Raw genomic sequence first — 19,889 nt, forward strand, 5'->3', positions numbered from 1 at the left:
CCCTAAGAATATGCTTCCATGCCATTGGGTGAGGTGACCTTTGAGGGCGGGCTGTGTTGGCATTTGGATTAGACGTGCCGACGTACAACACATACGATTGTAATTCCGAGAACAATAAGAGCGGCCAAGGTGCTCAAAAGGTACGGGATACTGAGAAATGAACTTGAGTATTCTGAATAATATGCAACTCGTAAATAGTCTATTATATGTGTTAGCGGATTAAAAAAAATATAATCTCGGATTATATCTGGCATTTCGTCCGGAAGAAAAAATATCCCAGAAATGACCCACATCAACGGGCCTAGTATATTTCCAAACATAAGTGCAATAATGTTAAAATTTGCCAAAGCTCCAAATATAACTCCAGTTCCAATTCCAAAAAAAATTGAAAAAATCAAACCATACATGAATTGAGATAAATTTGATATTTCAATTCCATTCCGAGTGTAGTTTATGGTGATAATAACTACTGAAACAATGAGGGTTGCGTTTACGATTTCAATGCATATTCGGCCGCAAAAAATATCGAACGCGTCCACGCCAGGAAAGTACAGAAGAGGCTTATTTTGCAGGAGCGCCATCATAATCTGTCGGTGCGCATAAAGCCAGATAACGAAAGGTAGAACACCTGTCATCAGGAAGATGGCAATATCTGTCCCCAATGGGGGCTTGCGGCCAATGAGAAAATTCACGCCGATCGCAATCGCCAGATGCCCCAGCGGCATCACCAGCCCCAGCAGGAAGCCGAAATAGCCGGCGCCGAATCGCGTCTGCAGGTCGCGCATGATCACCGCGCCCACCACGCGGGCGTGCATGGCCGAGGCGGTGCGCCAGCTCTCGCCGGCGAAGCGGGTGGGGCGGGACGCGTTCGTCATGCTCAGGCCTCCATCGCCTGGCGGTGCACCTCGATGGCGTCGTTCACATCCTCAAAGATCATCAGACGCCCCTTCTGCAAGACCATGCCGGCGGTACAATAATCCTTTATAGTCCCGGTGGAATGGGACGCCATGATCATGCCCGCGCGCGCCCGCCGCTCGGCAAAGGCCTGCGCGCACTTGAGCTGGAAGCGCGAATCACCCACCGCCGTGATCTCGTCCACCAGGTAGAAATCGAACTCGATGGCCATGGACACCGCAAAGGCGAGCCGCGAGGTCATGCCCGAGGAATAGGTCTTCACCGGCATGTCGAGGTCGCGCCCCAGCTCGGAAAAATCCTCCACGAAATCGGTCACCTCGGCAATGTCCGCATCATAGACGCGGGCGAGAAAGCGGATGTTCTCCCGCCCCGTCATCTGCGGGTGGAAGCCGCCGGCAAAGCCCAAAGGCCAGGACAGGCGCACCGAGCGGTAGATGCGTCCGGAGGTGGGCGCCTCGGTGCCGGCGATCAGCTTCAGGAAGGTGGACTTGCCCGCCCCGTTCTGCCCGAGCAGGCCGTAGCTCACCCTAGGATCGAGGGTGACGGAGACGTTGCTGAGCACCACCTTGCGCCGCAGGTGGGTCCAGTAGGTCTTGGTGAGGCGGTCGGTGACGATCATGGGGCGCCCTCACGCCTTCAGGTGGCGCATCAGCTCGAACGCCGAGACGATGACGAGCCAGAGGAGGCAGAAGGCCAGCGCCGCCGCCAGCGGCATCCAGAAGCGGTGGGGCCAGTCGCTCTCCTGCGCGCGCACCGGCTTGACGAAGGTGGCAAGGTACATGCCCTGCCGCTCGGCGGCGACGCGCGCCTGCTCCAGCGCGGTGGCGGCCGCAGTGTACTGCCGCTCGGCGATCTGACGCTCGAGGTCCAGGGTGTCGTAGCGCGTCATGATGGCGGAAAGGGTGTCCTTGTCGGGACCGGCGGCGGTGGTGAGGCGCGCCTTCAGGGCGGTGATGTTCTCGCGGATGGCGTGGCGGCGCGCCTCCAAAAGGCCGAACTGCGGCGCGTCCGGGCTCAGGGTGCGGCGGGCGGTGGCCAGCTCCTGGTCGATGAGCACGAGGTCGCTCTCCAGGTCGCCCAGCAGCTTGGCGATGCCCTCGTTGGTGCGGGCGGGATCAATGACGCCCACCTCGTTGCGCAGGTCGCGCACCGCCGCGCGGGCCTTGCGCAGGCGGGCCTCGGCGCGCTCCAGCTCGGCCTGGCTCTGGGCGATGGCGTCCTTGCGGGTGCGCTCGCCGAGCTTGTTCACCATGTCCTCGCTGAGGCCGACGATGGCATCGGCGATGGTGAGCGAATCCTCCGGCGAGAAGGCCCACACCTTCACCGTGATGATGCCGGAGGGGGATTCGATGGCGGTGTCGATCTGGCTGCGCCAGCTGCGCTCCAGCCGCTCGATGGGACGGTCCGGGTTGAAGCGGGAGAACCAGTCGATGCCGGGCCGCGAGAACAGCCTGCGCAGGCCGATGCGCTCCTCCAGCGCCGCCACCACGGCGAGACTCTTCACGTAATTGGCGATGATGAGGGAATCCTGCACCTCCGACAGGCCCTGGAAGGCGCTGTCGGAGGTGAGGTTCTCGATGCCCGCATGCTCGGAGGTGCGCACCGCGAATCGCGCCTCGGAGAGATACTGGCTGGAGGCGAATAAGATGAAATAGGCGGCGACCAGCAGGGAGGGCAGCACCACGATCACGATGAAGCTCGCCATCAGCGGCAGCTTGAATGCGGCGATGGCGCGCACCTCCGCGCTCCAGAAGGCGGCGCTGGTGGGCCGAACGACCGATTGTCGCAGACGCGCCTCTCGCGCCTGGCGCCGCAGCTCCTCGCGCAGGCGCGCATTGCGTTTGACGAGGGCCTCGGCGGACGCGGGCGGCGCCGGCAGATACTCAACCCGTGCGACGGTCTGGTTCACCGCGCCACCCTCTCCCACCCGTCGGCGACCATATCTTCAGTCACTTCCCGAACCCCTGCGGCAACTAGCATTCCGCAGCTTTCCATGTCTATCCTAACGCTTGGTGGCACTGCCGCAAAACAGCACGAATTCGACCGCTCCTGATGACCCGACCCGGTTTTTCCAGCCCACTCGCGTGCCCTGATGACGCAAAGGGCGTGGAGGAGGAGGCGGTCGGCGGCCCGGATCACGCCGGCAGCGACAGCGCGGCGCTCCGCGTCCGGCTCGAAAGGATCGAGCAGCAGAATGCGGCGCTGATGGAAGCGCAGGCGGCCCTCGGCGCCCAGATCGCCGCCCTGCAGGACCATGCCAATCTGGTCGGGCACATGGTTCAGGAGATCCATGCGGGACGCCGGCAGCGCCTGTTGCCCAGGCTCGCGTTGCCGCTGCCCCTGGTGCGGCTGGGGGAACTCGTTACCGCGCCGGGGCCGTCTCTTGCTTATCTGACGAACATGGTCCGCCTCGGCGTCGTCACCGGCACGAGCGTTGTCGCGGACGGGGCCGGTGGCTGGCGGCTGAAGCGGCGCCCGCTGGCCATCGCGCGCAATATGGCACGGGACTTCTCCGCCCTGGTGTTCGGGCGCCGGTCGGTGGTCTACAGGGTACGGCCACACCATCCGCCCCTGGCGGTGCGCCCGCGCGTGCTGCACGTCATTCCCAACGTCTATGTGGGGGGCTCGACCCAGCTGGTGGTGGACCTCCTGGAGCGGCTGGGCCACCGCTACGAGATGCAGGTGGTCACCGCCGGGCTGCCGCCGAATGGCCGGCACGAGGGCATGGTGCTGCATCACCTGCCTTTGGGAAGCCCGCCGGCGGCGTTCACCGATCTCTTGTCCTCCGTGCGGCCGGACATTGTCCACCTGCATTACTGGGGCGAGAGCGACCGCCCCTGGTACGAGGCGGCGCTCGCCGCCGCGCGCGAGAGCGACGCCGTGCTGGTGGAGAACGTCAACACGCCGGTGGCGCCGCTGCGCGATCCGCGCATCCACACCTACGTCTTCGTCTCCGACTACATCCGCCAGGCTTTCGCGCCGGACATCGCCAACGGGCAGGTGGTGCATCCCGGCATTGATCTCGACCGCTTCTCCCCGCGCGATTTCGCGCCCGGGGCGGAGGATACGGTGGGCATGGTCTATCGCCTCACCCGCGACAAGCTGGACGACGAGTCCATTGTGCCGCTCATCGACGTGGCGCTTCGCCGGCCGAAGACGCGCTTCCTCATTGTCGGCGATGGCGATCTTCTGCCGGTCTTCCTCGCGCGGGTCACAGCGGCCGGCGTGCGGCGCAATTTCGAGTTTGCCGGCACCGTGCCCTTCGATGCGCTGCCGGAGATCTACCGCAGGTTCCGCCTGTTCGTGGCCCCAGTGGTCCGCGAGAGCTTCGGGCAGGTGACGCCCTTCGCCATGGCCATGGGGCAGGCCGTGGCCGGCTACAGGGTCGGTGCGCTGGCGGAAATCCTGGGCAGCGACACCACGCTGGGCACCAGCCGCGCGGCGCTCGCGGACATTCTTGTCGCGCTGCTCGATGACAGGGAGCGCCTCAACGCCCTCGGAGCGGTCAACAGCGCGCGGGCACCGCTTTTCGCCCTCGAAGGCATGATTTCGTCCTACGCCCGAATCTATGCCGAGGCGCTCGGCCGGGACGTGGACCTGATGCCCGGCTTCCCTCCGGCACGATTTTACCGCGAAGTGTGACTTTTTACCCTCAAGAGCGATGGAATTGCCGCGGCGCAATCGAAAAAGGAGTTGCCCGTGGTTGCATTTCGTTACCGTTTTGGCGGACAGTTTTTGAAGCGGATATTAGGTCGCTTTGCATTCTGCGAAATAAGGCTGCGCAACACTTTTCCGAGGTTGTGCAGTCGCATTTCCGGTGGTGCAGGACTTGATCTGGGACGGTAGCAGGGGACGGTCGGCGCAAAGCGGCTTTTTTGCGCTGCACCGTAGGGCGGGGATGACATCACTTATTGTCGGGGCGAACGGCCTGATCGGCCGTCGTCTGTGCGAACGGCTTTCCAGGACCTCCGTGGGCGTCGTCGCGACGACGCGGCGGATGACGGGCCTGCCGGCTCATCCGCAGGTCCGTTGGAAGGCGGTCGATCTCTCCACTTTCGATGGGTGGGACAAGTTGCTCGAGGGCGTGGAAACGCTCTACCACCTCGCCTGGTCCACCATTCCCGCCAGCGCCGATCCGGATCCGGCCCGCGACATTCTGGAAAACGTGGTCGGTACGGTCCGGATGCTGGAGGCGGCGCGGCGCGCGCCTGGCTTGCGCATTGTGTTCGCGTCGTCCGGCGGCAGCGTCTACGGCGCGCCCGAGGGCCTGCCGGTGAGCGAGGCGCATCCCACCCGGCCGGTGAGTGCCTACGGCATCTCCAAGCTCATGGTGGAGCATTATCTCGACAAGTATCGCGCCATCTACGGCCTGGACGGCGTGGCGCTGCGCATCAGCAATTGCTACGGCGCCCGCCAGCAGCCGCAGAAGGGCCTGGGCGCCGTCACCCTTTTCGCCCGCGCCGGGCTGCGCCGGGAGCCGCTGAAGCTGTTCGGCGCCGGGGACGTGGTGCGCGACTATATCCACGTGGATGACGTGGTGGACGCGATGATCGCCGCCGGCGCGCGGCGCAACGTGACCGGCCCCATCAATATCGGTTCCGGCGTCGGCCATTCGCTGCGCGAGGTGATCGCCAAGCTGGAGGCGGCGCTCGGCCACCGTTTCGACGTGCACCAGGCGCCGCCCCGGAGGTTCGACGTCGCGGCCTCCGTTCTTGATGTCGCGCGCGCCCAGGACCGGCTGGGCTGGACGCCGACCATCAATCTCGACGTCGGCATCGAACTGCTGCTGGCCGAGTTGCGCAGTGAACTGGAATCGGAATGCGGGTCGCGCTCTTCGTCCATTGCTACTATCCCGAGCATTTTTACGGCACGGAAAGCTATACTCGGACATTAGCGCGCGAGCTGTCGGCACTGGGGCACGAGCCGGTCGTGGTGACCGCGACCTTTCCCGGCGAGCCTCCGCAGCAGGATCTCGTTGAGCGCTATACGTTCGATGGCGTGCCGGTCATCCGGATCGACCGGAATGTTCATCCCAATACCGGCCTGCGCGACACCTATGACCTGCCGAGCCTGCGCGCCGTGCACGAACGGGTCCTGCGCGCCATCCGGCCGGACATCGTCCATGTCTGCCACCTCATCAACCACACCACGGCGCTGCTGGAGGTGACGCGACGGCTCGGGCTGCCCACGGTCGCGACGTTCACGGACTTCTTCGGCTTCTGCTTCAACAACAAGCTGAGCGCCGCCGACGGAAGCCTCTGCGCCGGACCCAACCCGTCGCGGTCCAATTGCGTGGCCTGTTCCCTGTTCGCCGATGGGACGGCGGCGCGCAATCCGGCGCGGCGTCTCCTTGCGCGCCTTATTTCGTCCGGGGCCGCACACCTGCCGATCCTGGTCCCGGGATGGCGGGGGACCGTCTCGGCGCTGAAGGATCGGCCGGAGCATCTCGCGGCGGCCTACGGCACCTATGCCGGCGCGTTGACGCCGACCCGTTTCCTCATGGAGGCCTACAAGCGCACGAGCATCGGGGTGCCGCTGGAACTCAGCCGCTTCGGCATCGATATCGACCGCGCGCCGAAGCCTGCGCGCGTGGGCGGGCCGACGCGGCTCGGCTTCATCGGCCAGCTCGCCCCGCACAAGGGGCTGCATCTGCTGCTCAAGGCGCTGCGGGACGTTCCGCAGGGGGCCTTCACCCTCGACGTCCATGGCGACGAGGGCATGGACCCGGCCTATGCCGCACAGGTGCGCGGCCTCGCGGCGGGCCTCGATGTCGCCTTCCGCGGCACCTTCTCCATTGATCGCATCGCTGCCGTGCTGGGGCAGATCGACCTGCTGGTCATCCCCTCCACCTGGGTGGAGAACAGTCCGCTGATCCTGCTCCAGGCGCTCGCCACCCACACGCCGGTGCTGGTGGCGGACGTGGAGGGGATGACCGAGTTCGTGGAGGCGGGGCGCAACGGCTTCACCTTCGCCAAGGGCTCGGTGGCGGACCTCGCCGCGCGGCTGAAGCTCTTCGCGCAGGACCGCAGCCTTGCGCGTGCAATGAGCGCGAAGACGCATTATGAACGAACTTCCCGCCACATGGTGGCGGATGTCGCGGACTTTTATGCCCGCGCCTGCGCGGTATCTTATGAGTGAGAGCATGGGTGGCGAGGGGCAACGATCGCTGGCGGTGACGATCCCCGCGTGTGAGGGGATCGCAGGCGATTTCGAGGCCTGGCTGGCGCAGAACCTGCTGCCGTCCGATGCGTCCGCGCCGCCCGAGGGCATCGCGCCCTTCCCGCCGGCCGACCTCATGCACAACACCACCGGCCTGACCGAGCCGCGCGATTTCGCCAGCCATGGCGTGCACTTCATGCGCGCCCTGAACACGCTGAGCCCCACCGCGCTGCCGAATTTCCGTTCGGTGCTGGATTTCGGGGTCGGGGTCGGGCGGGTGGCGCGCCTGTTCCACGGCTTTCGCGGGCGTTACGTGGGCATGGATGTGGACGACCGCCACATCGCCTGGGTGGACGGCAACCTTGCCCATGTGCAGGCGGTGAAGACCCGGCCGCGCCGGCGGCTGCCCGCCCTAGACCGCAGCTTCGATGCGGTGATCTCCATTTCCGTGTTCAGCCACCTGAGCGAGGCCGACCACCTGTTCTACCTCGACGAGCTGGCGCGGGTGGCGGCGCCGGGCGCCGTGCTGTTCCTGTCGGTGCATGGCGAGCAGGCGCTGCGCCGGGCGCAGGAGGAAGAGCGCATCTTCGCCATGCTCGACATCCCCGCCGATGCCCTTGAGGCGGCGGCGGACAGCCTCCATGGCGGCCGGGGCTATGCCTTCATCCGGCAGAACGGCCACCTCACCAGCGCCGTCTATGACTACGGCATCACCTTCGTCTCGCAGGATTATGTGCACGGCGAATGGGGCCGGCGCTTCGAGGTCGCCGCCATCGGCGCGGGGGCGCTGCACGACTTCCAGGACGTCGTGGTCCTGAGGGCGCGCTAGGATGGCCGGGCTTCCCGTCGCCCAGCCCATCCGGGTCCTGATCGAACGCAGCCGCGCATTCGCGGTTCTCCCCTTCGTGCGGCCCATGCTGAGCTGGCGGCGGCTGCCGCGCACCTACGGCACCGGCGCTTCCGCCTCGGCCCGCTGGTTCCGCCTGCTGCGGCTGACCTTCGTTGTCGTGGTGGTGCTGCCGGCGGTGATCGCGGCGCTTTATTCGGGGGTGGTCGCCACCCCGGTCTATGTGTCGGAAGCCCGCCTTGCCATCCGCGAATCCCTCGGCGGGCGCACCATGCTGGACCAGGGCACGCAAGGCACCTCGGGCGCGCGCAGCGCGGTCTCCGGTATCCTCCAGTCCCTGTCCAGCCTGCTGGGGGGCGCGGGCCGGTCGGCGCAGAGCCAGGCGCCCTTCATCCTCACCAATTTCATCACCAGCCGCGCCTATGTGGCGAGGCTCGATGCGGACGGCCTGTTGCAACGGGCGTTTTCGGGACCGGGCATCGATCCGCTCTCCGCGCTCAGCCCGCAGGCGAGCCTCGAGGAGCGCTGGCGCTTCTGGAACCGCCACGTGACCGCAGCGGTGGACCGGCGCTCCGAGATCGTGCTGCTGAAGGTGCGCGCCTTCTCTGCGGAGGAGGCCCACCTCATCGCCGAGCGCATCCTGAAGGATGGCGAAACCCTCCTCAACGACATCGTCGCCCGCAGCCGGGCCGAGAGCGTGGGCCGCGCCCGCGAGCAGCTCGACCGCGCACGGGTGCGCTACACTGAGGCCCTGGTGCGCCAGCAGGAATGGCGGGCGCGCCAGCGCGCCGTCGATCCGGTGCAGGCCGCCGATGCTCTCGGCCAGAGCCTGCTGCGCCTCGAACAGGAGCGCATCGCCGCCGACCGCGAGATGCGGGCCCTCGAACGCCTCTCCGCGCCTGATGGACCCACGTCCGGCGTGCTGCGCGACCGCGTCCATGCGCTGGACCAGGAGATCGCCGACTTCAGGGTCCGCCTCGCCCGGTCCGGGTCCGGCAGCACGGCGGTCAGCGCGCTCGCGGCCTATGAGGAGGCCGAGCTGGAAGTGCGGTTCGCCGAGACCATGCAGTCCATCGCCGTGGCCGGATTGCAGGAGGCGGAGCGCCGCGCGCGGGCGCAGAGCGCCTTCGTCAACGTGTTCGTGCCGCCGAGCCTGCCGTCCACGGCCGCCGAGCCGGTGTGGTGGAAGACCGGGCTGTTCGTCTTCACCCTCGCCGGCATCTTCTGGATCAATGCCATGATCCTCGTCGCGGTCATCCGCGATCATCGTCATTGAGGGGGCGGGGGCGTGCTGTTCAGCATCGACGAGGACGCCGGCACCCGCATCGTGGGCTGGATCATGCCCGACAATCCGTCGAGCACGCCCCACGTGGCGGTGTTCACCGGCGGGCAGATGCGGAAAGTCGTGCGCGCCACCGTGCTGCGCCCGCTGCTGCGCGAGCAGGGTCTGCACGAGACCGGCATCTGCGGCTTCGTGGTGGACCAGCATGCGGTCGCCGACCTTCAGGACATGGCGGACCTCGAACTCTATGACGAGGCCACCAACATCCGCATCTACCGCCGGCGGCCGCCGGCCGCCAAGGCGGACCTCAAGCTGTTCCGCCTGGAAACCCGGGTGGTGCCGCAATCGGCGCTGAACGAGCCGTTCCAGGACCTCTTCCACATGGCCTTCACCCGGCTGGAGCGGATGCCGGAGGAGGCGGTGCGCTCCATCCTCGGCATCGCCTTCTCGCCATCCATCTTCTGCGCCGGCCGGCTCTATTTCAGGACCTACGAGCCGCTGCTGCGGGATCGCGGCTTCAAGTGCTCGGTGCTGGTGCGCGACCCGTTCGAGGAGCTGGCCGAACAATTGCTCGCGCTGCGCTGGGCGGTGAAGACGCCGAACCTCGCCTATTCGGTGCTGAGCGAGACCTACCGGCCGCTGGTGGACAGCCTGGGCAAGGCCGACCTCACCGAGATGGCGGACCTGGAGGCCTGGCTCGGCGCGCTGACCCCGTTCGAGCGCACCCTGCTCGCCAGCCCCCTGGCGCGTCTTCTCACCTGCCGCAGCTCCGACGAGAATCTGGAGGCCGGCGCCGTGGAGCAGGCGCTCCAGACCCTGGCCGACATGGATGTGGTGGGCCATTTCAACGCGGTGGAGACCTATTGGGACACCCTGCGCGCCGTGCTGGAGATCGAGCTGCCGCCCTTGCCCGCTCTCACCTTTTCCAAACAGGTGGGCGAGCTGGAGGCTCGGGTGCGCGAGTGGCCCGCAGCGCAGGATCTCCTGGCTGCCGACGTGCAGATCTTCGCCGACCTTGGCGAGGCGATCCGGCGCACCGACGAGGCGACGGACGAAGCTGCGGTGGAACCGGCGCCGGCCTGAGCGGACCGGGCGGCCTGATCAGCGGCGGAAGGGGGACTCAGCGGGTGCGGGCGTAGACGCTGCCCACATAGAGGGCGGCCACTGCCCAGGCCGCGAACAGGATGCCCGTCACCGCCGCGGCGCCCATGAGGGGCGAGGGAAACGCCTTCTCCGCCGGCAGGGTCGGCGCCATGAAGGTCAGGATATAGACCTGCTTCTGGGCCTGTTGCATCCGTGCGTCCAGCAGCTCGGCCTCCGCCTGGTTCAGGCGCTGCTCGGCGAGGCGGCGGCGCACTTCCAGCTCGGCGGCGGCCTTCAGGTTGCCGCTGCTGCCGGCCTGCTCCCGGTCGGGGCCGAGGAGGTCGGTGTCCAGCGCCGCGATCTTCTCGTCGAGCGAGCGCATCCGCTCCTTGAGCGCGCGCACCACCGGGGATTCCTCGTCGAGACGGGCGCGGGCGACGGTGAGATCGGTGTTGAGCGCGGAGCGCTGGTCGCGCAGCTTGGCGATGACCGCATAGGAGCCGAGGGCGCTGCGCGTGGGATCGAGGGTGCCCTGCGCATTGCGGAAGCCTTCGAGGGATGTGCGCACCACGGCAAGCTCGGTGAAGGCCTCGCGCTCTTCCGCATCGGCCTGAAACACGCGGTCGCCGCGGTTGCGGGTGGTGAGGGCGTTGGTGACGGCCTCGGCTTCCCGCACGACGGCGGCACCGAGCAGCGCCGCGCTCTCGGGGCTGAAGGCATGGATCTGCACCCGGATGACGCCCGACAGGGATTCCAGACTCACCCGCACCTGCCGGTTCCAGTAGGCGAGGAGATCCTCCTCGCTCGCGTCGCTCGACAGGCCGAACACTGGATCGCGGCCGGCGACGCCGAACACGCGGCGTAGGTCGAGCTGCTGCTGCAGGGCGTCCACCATGGCGCGGCTGCGCAGATAGTCCACGACCACGCGCGCTTCCTGGGTGTTGGGCACCTGCGCCGTGCCGGAGCCCGACACCGGGCTTGCGCCACCCGACACCGTTTCGAGATTGCCGCGCACCACGAACCGCGTCTCGGAGCGGAACTGCGGCGCCGCGACCATGGCGAGGTAGAGGAAGGACAGCACCGACGGCACCGCCACCACCGCCACGAAGGACAAGATGGCGAGGTCGAGGCGCGTCAGATTCAGGCGGCGCAGATCGGCCAGGGCCGGCACCGGCCTTTTGCGCAGGCCCGTGGCCCGGGCCTGGAGCAGGCGCCCGATGCGCGCCGCGACCGGGACCAGCGCGCCGCGCGCCCGCGCGGGCCACCGCAGGGGGGAGGCGACCATCTCGGCCTCGGGGGAGCCCGCCTTCAGGATCTCGCTGGACGCTTGCGCCGGGGAGATCATGGCCAGCGCGTCCTTAAGGGACCACCGCCACCGTGGTAGCCACGGGCTGGGCGACGGAATTGAACACGGAGGTGATCTTCTGCAGATCCGAGAGCGGCGCGTTGGCCACGTAGATCGCGTCCTTGTTGCGGATCCGGAAGCCGCGCGCGAGGAAGATGAAGTTGGGATCGCGCATGTTCCAGCGGTAGATCACACGGACATGGCCATAGGCTTCCAGGGGCCGTGCATCGGGCCGCAGCTGGGTGGCGAAGCTCACCGGTTCCAGGCGCATGAGATAGACGCCCGAGGGGTCGGCCCTGTTGTCCACGAGGCCGCCGACGCGCGCGACCGCCTCCTCAAGGGTGATGCCCAACGCATCGAACGGAACCACGGTGGGATGGCCCGCCGCGCCGAACACGGTGAAGGTCTGCGGATCGCGGATGACGACGATCTTGTCCAGCGGGCGGACATAGACGTCTTCCTTCGGATCGTTGAGCAGCCTCTGCATGGGCAGGGTGACGGTGGCGTTGCCCCGGCTCAGGCGCACGAAGACTTCATGGGCCGGAACCTTGATGCCGCCGGCGGCCGCGATCACGTCCAGCACCCGATCGCCGCGCGGGGAGAGGGGAACGATGGCGCCGGTGGTCGCCTCGCCCAGCACGGTGGCGGAATTGCTCACGCTGCGCGTGACCACAACCACCGCCTGAGGCTCGATGGCCTTGCCCGCCAGGCGGTCCACCACCGTCTGCTCGATCTGCGAGGTGGTCTTGCCAGCGACCGGGATGCGGCCGGCATAGGGCACGGTGATGGAACCGTCCTGCGCCACCTGCTGCTCGGGAATGGCGGCGCTGCGCGACCCGGTGCCGAGCCGGTCGATGACCGGGCCGGAGAACAGGCCACCGGCGGCCGCCTCCCAGATGGTGACTGAGAGGGTGTCGCCCACGCCCACCACGTACCGGCTCGGCGGGCGATAATCGCCGAAGCGGCCGCCGAAGCTGGGCGGGCGCTGCTGCTGCATCAGATGGAGGGTGCGGTCGTCCACGTCGATGAGCAGGTAGCGCTGGTCATCGTCGGGCTGCTGCGTTTCGATCTCGGTGCGCGACGGCCCCGACGACGGCAGCACGGTGCAACCGGCGGCCGCCCCCGCAAGGAGGCCCATGGCGATAAACCGAACCCAGCCCGTCATTCGATTCCGCTTCTGATACGCCCGACAAAGAGCGGGGCAGTTATACATGCCGCAGGCATCCATAGCGACCTAGCGGCACAACGTTTAAGAGAGCGTTGCGGCTATGCAACATATCCGGCGGATGCGGTTCGACGGGGCCGTTTTCGAGCATGGGTTGGCCGGCGCGAGAATGAGAGCGGAGCGGGTGATGCAGTCAGCGCGCATGGGTCCGACAGCCGATGGTTCGCCCCTCGCGAGTGACCCCCTTGCGAGCGGGCCACTTGCGAGCGGGCCCCTGGCCATCGTCACTGGAGGATCAAGCGGGATCGGGCTGGCTGCTGCTTTGGAACTCGGGCGCAAGGGATGCCGGGTGGCGCTGCTCGCGCGCGATCCCGCCCGCCTCGCCGCCGCCGAGGCCCGCCTGGCGGGAGAGGGACTCAATGTCATCGCCCGCCCGCTGGACGTGCGGGACCAGACGGCCACCGAAGTCGCGGTGGCGGATCTCATCGCAAGGGCGGGGCCACCGCTTTGGGTGGTGACGGCGGCAGGGATCGTCGAGCCCGGCTTCTTCCTGCAGCAGGACGCGGCCCGGATGGAGGAGCAGGTCGCCACCAACCTCCTCGGCACCTTCCATGTGGTGCGCGCGGCGGCGCCGGCCATGGCGGCGGAGGGTCGGGGGCATGTGGTTCTGGTGTCCTCCGGCGCCGGGTTGTTCGGCGTGGCGGGCTATTCCGGCTATTGCGCCAGCAAATTCGCGGTGCGCGGGCTGGGCGAGGTGCTCCGCATCGAGCTGGCGCAGGCGGGGGTGCAGGTCACCGTCGCCGTGCCACCGGATACTGATACCCCCCAGCTTGCCTATGAGGCGCCGCGTCGCCCCGCCGCCATCGCCGCATTCGCCGGGGCGGGGCGGCCCCTGTCCGCGGAGGCGGTGGCCCGGCACATGATCCGCAGCGCCGAGCGCGGCCGCTTCCTGTCAGCGCCCGGCTGGCGGCTCGGCGCCATCGCACGGCTGCAGAGCCTCATGTCTCACCGCCTCGCTTCCATGCAGATGAGGCTACTGCGCCGCGAAATGAAGAGCTGATGTCAGTCCGGGCATTTGGCTATTCTTGGACGAGGGAGCCGCATGCCAATTTTCGTCGGGGGCCTCCCTGGAGCGGCCGGCATTGCAGCAGTTGCTGGATGCCGTGCGCAGAGGTGGTATCGACATTATCGTGGTCTACAAGGTCGACCGCCTGACCCGCTCCCTCGCCGACTTCGCCAAGCTGGTGGAGCTGTTCGATGAGTACAATGTCTCCTTCGTCTCGGTAACGCAGAGCTTCAGCACCATCAGCAGCATGGGCCGGCTCACCCTCAACGTGCTGCTGTCCTCCGCCCAGTTCGAGCGCGAGGTGATCGGTGAGCGGGTCAGGGACAAGATCGCCGCCTCCAAGCGCCGGGGCCTGTGGATGGGCGGCACGGTTCCGCTCGGCTCTCGCAACGAGAAAAGCGGCTGGCGGTCGTGGACAATGACGCCGATCTCGTGCGCCGCATCTTCCGGCTCTATCTCGACCTCGGCTCGGTCGGCGCCGTGGTGAAGGTGCTCGACGCCGAGGGGGTGCGCATCCGCAAGGGCCACAGCTTCGGCGTCGGGGCGACCGCACAGATTCTCAACAACCGCACCTATCTCGGCGAACCCGTCTGGCAGAACGGGAAAACGATGCGTCCGGAAATTGAAAATGCCGCGCCTCAGACCGGGCCGGAAACCGGCGCCGGAACGGCCCGCCGCGGGTCTCCGCCTGAGCAGGCTCTCGGCTAAACTCCGACACGAGCGCAGGAATTGCCGAGGCCGCTAAAACCAAAAGAGGTGCCATAGCGGTGGCTGGGGCGCCTGGATTCGAACCAGGGAATGGGGGAATCAAAATCCCCTGCCTTACCACTTGGCTACGCCCCAACGCGGCGGCGGACCATATAGCCGCGTGTTGCGCTTCTGTCCAACGCAGCTCCGGCGTGCCGGCTCGATCAGGGGTCGCGGATCGAGCCGTGCCCTTTCTTGAAGTTAGAGGGCGATTCACCGATCAGGTTGATTCACTCTGGTCGGATCGCGCCCTAGCTTCCGGAGAAGCGCGGTGCGCGCTTCTCCGCGAAGGCCAGCCGGCCTTCGCGATAATCGGCGCTCGCATTGGCGAGGCCGGTGGCACGGCGGGCCTCCCCCAGCAGGGCCTGCGCGCCGGTCTCGGCGGCGCGGATGGCGAGCTTCGCCGCCTTGAGGGTCAGGGGGGCGTTGTCCGCGATGCGCTGGAGCGTGCGCTCGGCGGCGGCCTCCACCTCGGCGGCGGGGGCAAGCTGGTCCACGGCGCCGATGGCATGGGCCCGCTCCGCGGTGAGCCGCTCGGCGGTGAAGAAGAGGTGCCGCGCCCCCTGGCTGCCGAACACCCGGAGCACGCGGGGCATGCCGCGGGGATCGTAGCCGAGGCCCAGCCGCGCGGCCGGGATCGCGAAGAAAGCATCGTCGCCGGCGATCCGCATGTCGCAGCTGGCCGCCAGCGCCGCGCCGGCTCCCACGCACGCGCCCTTTACCAGCGCGATGGTGGGGAAGGCCAAGCCCTCGATGGCCGAGCAGGCCTGCTCCACCAGGTCGTCATAGCTCTGCGCGCCGGAGGCGTCGGAGCGGGCGGTGTCGAAATCGGAGATGTCGGCGCCGCCGGAGAAGGCGAGGTCCCCCTCGCCGCGCAGCACGCAGGCGCGAATGTCGGCGCGGCGCGCGGCCTCCTGCGCGAAGGCGCTCAGCGCCCGCCACATGGCGCTGGAGATGGCGTTGCGCCGCTCCGGATTGGTCAGGACGAGGCGGGCGATGCCGCCCTCGACGGAAATGGCGATGCTGCCAGCCACGCTTCTCCCCCCAAGCTCTCTCGAACCTCGCCCGAAGCGCGCTCGAAGCTGCCTTGCCCGGCCGACCGCCGGTGGCAGATGCCCGTCCGGCCCTGCCCCGTCCGTCTCTAAGCGGAACACCGCGAGGAGGGAAGTTGCTGCATGCAACGAGGGGCGCGAAGCGGGGACGACTTTCGGCGCATCCGCCTGCGGCATTCGAGGCTGCGGCGGGGGATGCGGGGCACGCGGGATGGCCGCGATGGGCGGAGGGGTTCCGGGGCGGCGCATGAAGCGCCACCCCGTCCCCTACGGGCGCCGGTCAGGGCTTGGCACCCGAAGCACATGCACGAGGGCCGCAGCCCAGCGCCCCACCGGCGGCTGGCGGGGGCGGAGGTAGCTCAATCGTGATAATTCGCCATTTCTTGTGTGACCCCGGAAAAAAGCCGTTTCAAGAAAAAAATGCTGGGAGCGTCAACAAAGGATGCGATTGGTACCTGCGTCCGCACATCTTTAGAAAATGAACGGTTGTGGGGGCGGGCATGTTCCCGCGTTACTTGGCGGTCTTCAGTCCCGGCGAAACAGAAGGTTGCCCATAAAGCCGACAGCAAGGCTGCCCAACGCAACCGCGAAACCATACAACCAACCGTCCCGCTGGGAAAATTCTGCGATCTTTTGCTCGAACCCGGTTTTGTTCACGTCGAAACTCGATAATGACGTTGCGTAAAGTGCGTTGTTCCGGAATACCTTCACCACGACGGCGTAGCGCCCGAGGGGGGCGGTGCCTGGAATGGCGACGTCGGCGCGGAACGCGCGCGGGCCCAGGAAGGTGACGCCGCCGGGATCCTCACGATAGAAGCCCTGCGCGGTCTGGATGCGCACGAAGGCGGTGCGGAACGGGTCGTTGGGCACCACATCGGCGAAATCGGGCCCCACCCGCTGGAGCAGGATGTTGCGGGCAAGGCCCACCTGCTCCACCCGCAACGTTTCCGGGCTGGCCATCTGCTCCGCGGGGCGGTTGGAGAGGACGGCGAGGAAGGCCGGCGCCTCCACGAAGGTGCGGCGGTCCGAATTGACCCACAGGCCGAGCACGCGGGATTTGCGCCAGGTGGTGAAGCTCTCTCCCGGCCCGCGCACGGTGACGACCACGTCGATGGAGCCGTCTTCCCCATCCTGCGCCTCGGCCACGCCGAAGATCACGATCTCCGCGCCGGCGAAGCTGGATGTGATCCGCACCTGGGGTTGCGAGACGGAGACCACCAGGCGGTCGGCCCGGGCCGGCGCCGCGCCGGCGGGCAGCGCCGCGAGCGCGAGCAGGCCGGCGACCATCATGCCCGAGGCCCGGCTGGCAATACCCTGCGCGAGCGCGCCTTTCCCCATGGCTGGGCTCCTTTTCCGGGGTGCGCCTGCCGTCTGGGTCATGGCTGCGCCTCCTGGGTCATGGCTGCGCCTCCTGGGTGACGGCGAAGGTGTCCGCCGGCCGGCTGACGAGGTCGACGCCCACCCGCACCGCCACCGACAGGACCAGGATGCCGAGGAGGAAGCGCAGGTGCTCCGCCTTCAGGGTCTGTCCGGTGCGGGCGCCGAACTGGGCGCCCATGGTGCCGCCGATCATCAGCACGAAGGCAAGCACCGCGTCCACGGTGCCGTTGGCCTCGGCGTGGAGCACGGTGGCCACCGCCATGGTCACGAGGGTGAGCACCAGGGACGTGCCCACCGAGGTCTGGGTCGGCACCCTGAGCAGGTAGATGAGGGCTGGAACGAGGATGAAGCCGCCGCCGACCCCCAGCACCGCGCCCAGAAGGCCGATCATGAAGCCGATGCCGACCACCGGCAGCGCCGAGACATAGATGCGCGAGCGCCGGAACCGCATCTTCAGCGGCAGCCGCATGAACCAGGCCCGGGTGCCCGGGCGCCGCACCGTGGGCGGCAGGCCGCGCCGCGCGCGCGCGATGGCCTTGAGGCTCTCCACCAGCATGAGCGAGCCGACGGCGCCGAGCAGCATCGCGTAGGAAATGCGGATGGCGAGGTCCACCTGGCCGATCATGCGCAGCCACAGGAACAGGAGCACGCCCGCCACCGTCCCGGCGAGGCCGCCGGTCAGCAGCACGCCGGCCAGCGTCAGGTCCAGCATGCCCTTGCGCCAGTAGGACAGGGCGCCGGAAAAGGAGGAGGCGGCCATGTAGGGCGACACGCTGGCCACGGCCACCGCCGGAGGCACGCCCGTGAAGATCAGCAGCGGGGTCATCAGGAAGCCGCCGCCGACGCCGAACATGCCGGAAATGAACCCCACCGCCAGCCCCATGGCGAAGACGGTGAAGATGGCGATCGGAAGCTCGGCGATGGGCAGGTAGATGGTCACGGGGGAACTTTCGCTGGCGCGCGGCGTCCGTGCCTATACGTCTGGAGTTCCATGGATGAAAGCTGAAGCAAGTCCATCGGGCAAATGCACGGAGCTGCACGCTGACATGAGACCTTGAAGCGACAGGATCGGGATTCAGGTGGCCTGGCGCATGCCCCGGTCAGGTGGCAGGGCAATCTGACCGGATCCGGCCCCGACGCCGCCGTGCCTCGGCTGCGAGCGCGACCAGCAGGCCGGAGAACCCGCGGGCCAGGCTGGCGCGGGAGGCGCCGTGGGGGATGCCGGAGCGTCCGGGCAGGTGGATGAAGAGCACCGGCGGCACGGCCCCTTTGCTGCGGGCGCACGCCTGGGCGGCCGCGAGGGCGTGGAAATAGGCGGCGTTGCACAGGTAGCGGCCGGCGTCGCCCGAGGCCGCGGCCGCGATGCCGCACCGTCTCAGCGCCGAGGCCCAGGGCAGCACCGGAGCGGTGGACCGGTAGTCGTCCGGGCCACGGGGCGCGAGGCGGCGTCCCGGCGGATGCCGGCCCTGAGCATCCGGGAATGGGCGCGCCGCATTCATCGCGCGCGCCTCCAGGCCCACGTGACGGCGCCGGGCGGCGACGCCCAGCAGCAGGACGCCGTCGAACGCCTGCTCGTCCATCAGGGTGTCGAGGTGCGGCAGCACGCTCCAGCGCGTGGGCAGGATCTCGAACACGATCTCCACGTCCGCCAGCGCCGGACGCCGCAGGCGCAGCAGGTCACGCGCCGTGCGCTGCGAGGGGTTCAGCGGCACGCCGGGAAACGGCCCGAAGGCGGTGACGAGGATGCGCAGCCGGCGCGTCACGGCCCCGGCCTCACAGCCCGATGAGGCCGGCAATCTCCGCCGCCGCCAGCGCCGGGGCGAGGGTGCCGGCCGCCACCTCCCGCTCGAGGGCGGGCAGGCGGGCCTTCACCGCCGGGTCGTGGGTGACCTTCTCGGCGAGGCGCTCATTGAGCAGGGTCCACATCCAGCGCACCTGCTGCGCCTGCCGGGTGGCGGCGAATGTGCCGGCCGCCTCGCATTTGCGCCGGTGCAGCACCACCTGCTCCCAGACATCGGGGATGCCGTCGCCGGTGAGCGCGGAATAGGTCAGCACCGGCGGCGACCAGTGGGGCAGGCGGGCGCCGAGCAGATGGAGCGCCGTGCGATATTCACCGGCAGCGGCGCGGGCGCGGGTGATGTTGTCGCCGTCCGCCTTGTTCACGGCCACGATGTCGGCGAGTTCCAGCACGCCTTTCTTGATGCCCTGCAGCTCATCGCCGGCACCCGGCAGCATGAGGACGAGGAAGGTGTCGGTGAGGTCGGCCACGGCGGTTTCGGACTGGCCCACGCCCACGGTTTCCACCAGCACCACGTCGAAGCCGGCCGCCTCGCACAGCAGCATGGTCTCGCGGGTCTTGGCGGCGATGCCACCCAGGGTGCCGCCGGACGGCGACGGGCGGATGAAGGCGTTGCGGTCCACCGCGAGGCGCGCCATGCGGGTCTTGTCGCCGAGGATGGAGCCGCCGGTGCGGGTGGAGGAGGGGTCCACCGCCAGCACCGCCACCTTGTGGCCCTGCTGCGTGAGATAGGTGCCCAGCGCGTCGATGGTGGTGGACTTGCCGACCCCCGGCACCCCGGTGATGCCCACCCGGAAGGCGCCGCCGGTACGCGGCAGCAGGGATTGCAGCAGCACCTGGGCCCGCCGGCGATGGTCGGTGCGGCGCGATTCCACGAGGGTGATGGCCCGCGCCAGCGCCGCCCGCTCACCTTTGGCGACGCCCTGCGCAAGCTTCTCGTCGTCCTCGTGCCGTGCCGTCATATTTGGTTCCCCCGTTCCGCAGCAGTTTTAATCCGGAACCCGTGTGCCAGCGTGAACGTTCCTCCAGCATAATTCCACTCCAACGGAG

19 protein-coding genes and 1 tRNA gene are annotated in these 19,889 nt (G+C 67.9%); 9 read left to right on the top strand and 11 right to left on the bottom strand.

Going from position 1 to position 19,889, the window contains the following annotated elements:
* Positions 1-68: 68 nt before the first annotated feature.
* Genes K9U40_RS02570 through K9U40_RS02580 form a run of 3 tightly spaced genes read right to left on the bottom strand, consistent with a single transcriptional unit; the run spans position 69 to position 2,824 of the window.
* Positions 69-875, bottom strand: coding sequence for an ABC transporter permease (locus K9U40_RS02570; protein ID WP_282888680.1), 807 nt, complete (start codon positions 873-875; stop codon positions 69-71).
* Positions 876-877: 2 nt separating this feature from the next.
* Positions 878-1,534 (bottom strand): ABC transporter ATP-binding protein, encoded by a 657-nt coding sequence (locus K9U40_RS02575; protein WP_282888681.1) that lies wholly within the window; start codon positions 1,532-1,534, stop codon positions 878-880.
* A gap of 9 nt (positions 1,535-1,543) precedes the next feature.
* A complete protein-coding gene (locus tag K9U40_RS02580) occupies positions 1,544-2,824 on the bottom strand; it encodes a hypothetical protein (protein WP_282888682.1) in 1,281 nt (426 codons plus the stop codon).
* A 197-nt stretch (positions 2,825-3,021) separates the two neighbouring features.
* Here K9U40_RS02580 and K9U40_RS02585 point away from each other — a divergent pair, with 197 nt between their 5' ends.
* The 6 genes from K9U40_RS02585 (at position 3,022) to K9U40_RS02610 (ending at position 10,286) form a co-directional block, all read left to right on the top strand.
* Positions 3,022-4,557, top strand: a complete 1,536-nt coding sequence (locus K9U40_RS02585) for a glycosyltransferase family 4 protein (RefSeq protein WP_282888683.1) — start codon at positions 3,022-3,024, stop codon at positions 4,555-4,557.
* 256 nt (positions 4,558-4,813) lie between these two features.
* Positions 4,814-5,809, top strand: coding sequence for an NAD-dependent epimerase/dehydratase family protein (locus K9U40_RS02590; protein ID WP_282888709.1), 996 nt, complete (start codon positions 4,814-4,816; stop codon positions 5,807-5,809).
* Entirely contained in the window at positions 5,734-7,053 is a 1,320-nt protein-coding gene (locus K9U40_RS02595; protein WP_282888684.1) for a glycosyltransferase family 4 protein, read from the top strand. Before K9U40_RS02590 ends, K9U40_RS02595 begins: the two co-directional genes overlap by 76 nt.
* Positions 7,046-7,903, top strand: coding sequence for a class I SAM-dependent methyltransferase (locus tag K9U40_RS02600; protein ID WP_282888685.1), 858 nt, complete (start codon positions 7,046-7,048; stop codon positions 7,901-7,903). The genes K9U40_RS02595 and K9U40_RS02600 overlap by 8 nt, the downstream gene beginning before the upstream one ends.
* A gap of 1 nt (position 7,904) precedes the next feature.
* Positions 7,905-9,197, top strand: a complete 1,293-nt coding sequence (locus tag K9U40_RS02605) for a hypothetical protein (protein ID WP_282888686.1) — start codon at positions 7,905-7,907, stop codon at positions 9,195-9,197.
* Positions 9,198-9,209: 12 nt separating this feature from the next.
* Complete coding sequence (locus K9U40_RS02610; protein WP_282888687.1) at positions 9,210-10,286, top strand: hypothetical protein; 1,077 nt, start codon at positions 9,210-9,212, stop codon at positions 10,284-10,286.
* A 37-nt stretch (positions 10,287-10,323) separates the two neighbouring features.
* Here the strand turns inward: K9U40_RS02610 and K9U40_RS02615 are convergent, their stop codons facing one another.
* A complete protein-coding gene (locus K9U40_RS02615; RefSeq protein WP_282888688.1) occupies positions 10,324-11,631 on the bottom strand; it encodes a hypothetical protein in 1,308 nt (435 codons plus the stop codon).
* Between the two features lie 13 nt (positions 11,632-11,644).
* Positions 11,645-12,796 carry a polysaccharide biosynthesis/export family protein gene (locus K9U40_RS02620; RefSeq protein WP_282888689.1) on the bottom strand — a complete coding sequence of 384 codons (1,152 nt, stop codon included), beginning with the start codon at positions 12,794-12,796 and terminating at the stop codon, positions 11,645-11,647.
* Positions 12,797-12,998: 202 nt separating this feature from the next.
* Between K9U40_RS02620 and K9U40_RS02625 the strand changes: the two genes are divergently transcribed.
* The 3 genes from K9U40_RS02625 (at position 12,999) to K9U40_RS24760 (ending at position 14,570) form a co-directional block, all read left to right on the top strand.
* Positions 12,999-13,856, top strand: a complete 858-nt coding sequence (locus tag K9U40_RS02625; protein WP_282888710.1) for an SDR family NAD(P)-dependent oxidoreductase — start codon at positions 12,999-13,001, stop codon at positions 13,854-13,856.
* 82 nt (positions 13,857-13,938) lie between these two features.
* A complete protein-coding gene (locus K9U40_RS02630) occupies positions 13,939-14,349 on the top strand; it encodes a recombinase family protein (RefSeq protein ID WP_414114955.1) in 411 nt (136 codons plus the stop codon).
* Complete coding sequence (locus K9U40_RS24760; protein WP_414114956.1) at positions 14,343-14,570, top strand: hypothetical protein; 228 nt, start codon at positions 14,343-14,345, stop codon at positions 14,568-14,570. The genes K9U40_RS02630 and K9U40_RS24760 overlap by 7 nt, the downstream gene beginning before the upstream one ends.
* Before the next feature lie 60 nt (positions 14,571-14,630).
* On the opposite strand, the gene K9U40_RS02635 is transcribed toward K9U40_RS24760, so the two are convergent.
* The 6 genes from K9U40_RS02635 to meaB form a co-directional block, all read right to left on the bottom strand.
* Positions 14,631-14,705, bottom strand: a tRNA-Gln gene (locus tag K9U40_RS02635).
* Between the two features lie 155 nt (positions 14,706-14,860).
* A complete protein-coding gene (locus K9U40_RS02640; RefSeq protein WP_282888690.1) occupies positions 14,861-15,643 on the bottom strand; it encodes an enoyl-CoA hydratase-related protein in 783 nt (260 codons plus the stop codon).
* 543 nt (positions 15,644-16,186) lie between these two features.
* Positions 16,187-16,999, bottom strand: a complete 813-nt coding sequence (locus K9U40_RS02645; RefSeq protein ID WP_282888691.1) for a TIGR02186 family protein — start codon at positions 16,997-16,999, stop codon at positions 16,187-16,189.
* Positions 17,000-17,057: 58 nt separating this feature from the next.
* Positions 17,058-17,981, bottom strand: coding sequence for a sulfite exporter TauE/SafE family protein (locus K9U40_RS02650; protein ID WP_282888692.1), 924 nt, complete (start codon positions 17,979-17,981; stop codon positions 17,058-17,060).
* Positions 17,982-18,141: 160 nt separating this feature from the next.
* Positions 18,142-18,804, bottom strand: coding sequence for a peptidase C15 (locus K9U40_RS02655; RefSeq protein WP_282888693.1), 663 nt, complete (start codon positions 18,802-18,804; stop codon positions 18,142-18,144).
* 10 nt (positions 18,805-18,814) lie between these two features.
* A complete protein-coding gene (gene meaB, locus K9U40_RS02660) occupies positions 18,815-19,801 on the bottom strand; it encodes a methylmalonyl Co-A mutase-associated GTPase MeaB (protein ID WP_282888694.1) in 987 nt (328 codons plus the stop codon).
* Between the last annotated feature and the right edge of the window lie 88 nt (positions 19,802-19,889).

The sequence above is a fragment of the Xanthobacter autotrophicus genome (genome assembly GCF_030015065.1).
GTDB classification, from domain to species: domain Bacteria; phylum Pseudomonadota; class Alphaproteobacteria; order Rhizobiales; family Xanthobacteraceae; genus Xanthobacter; species Xanthobacter autotrophicus_D.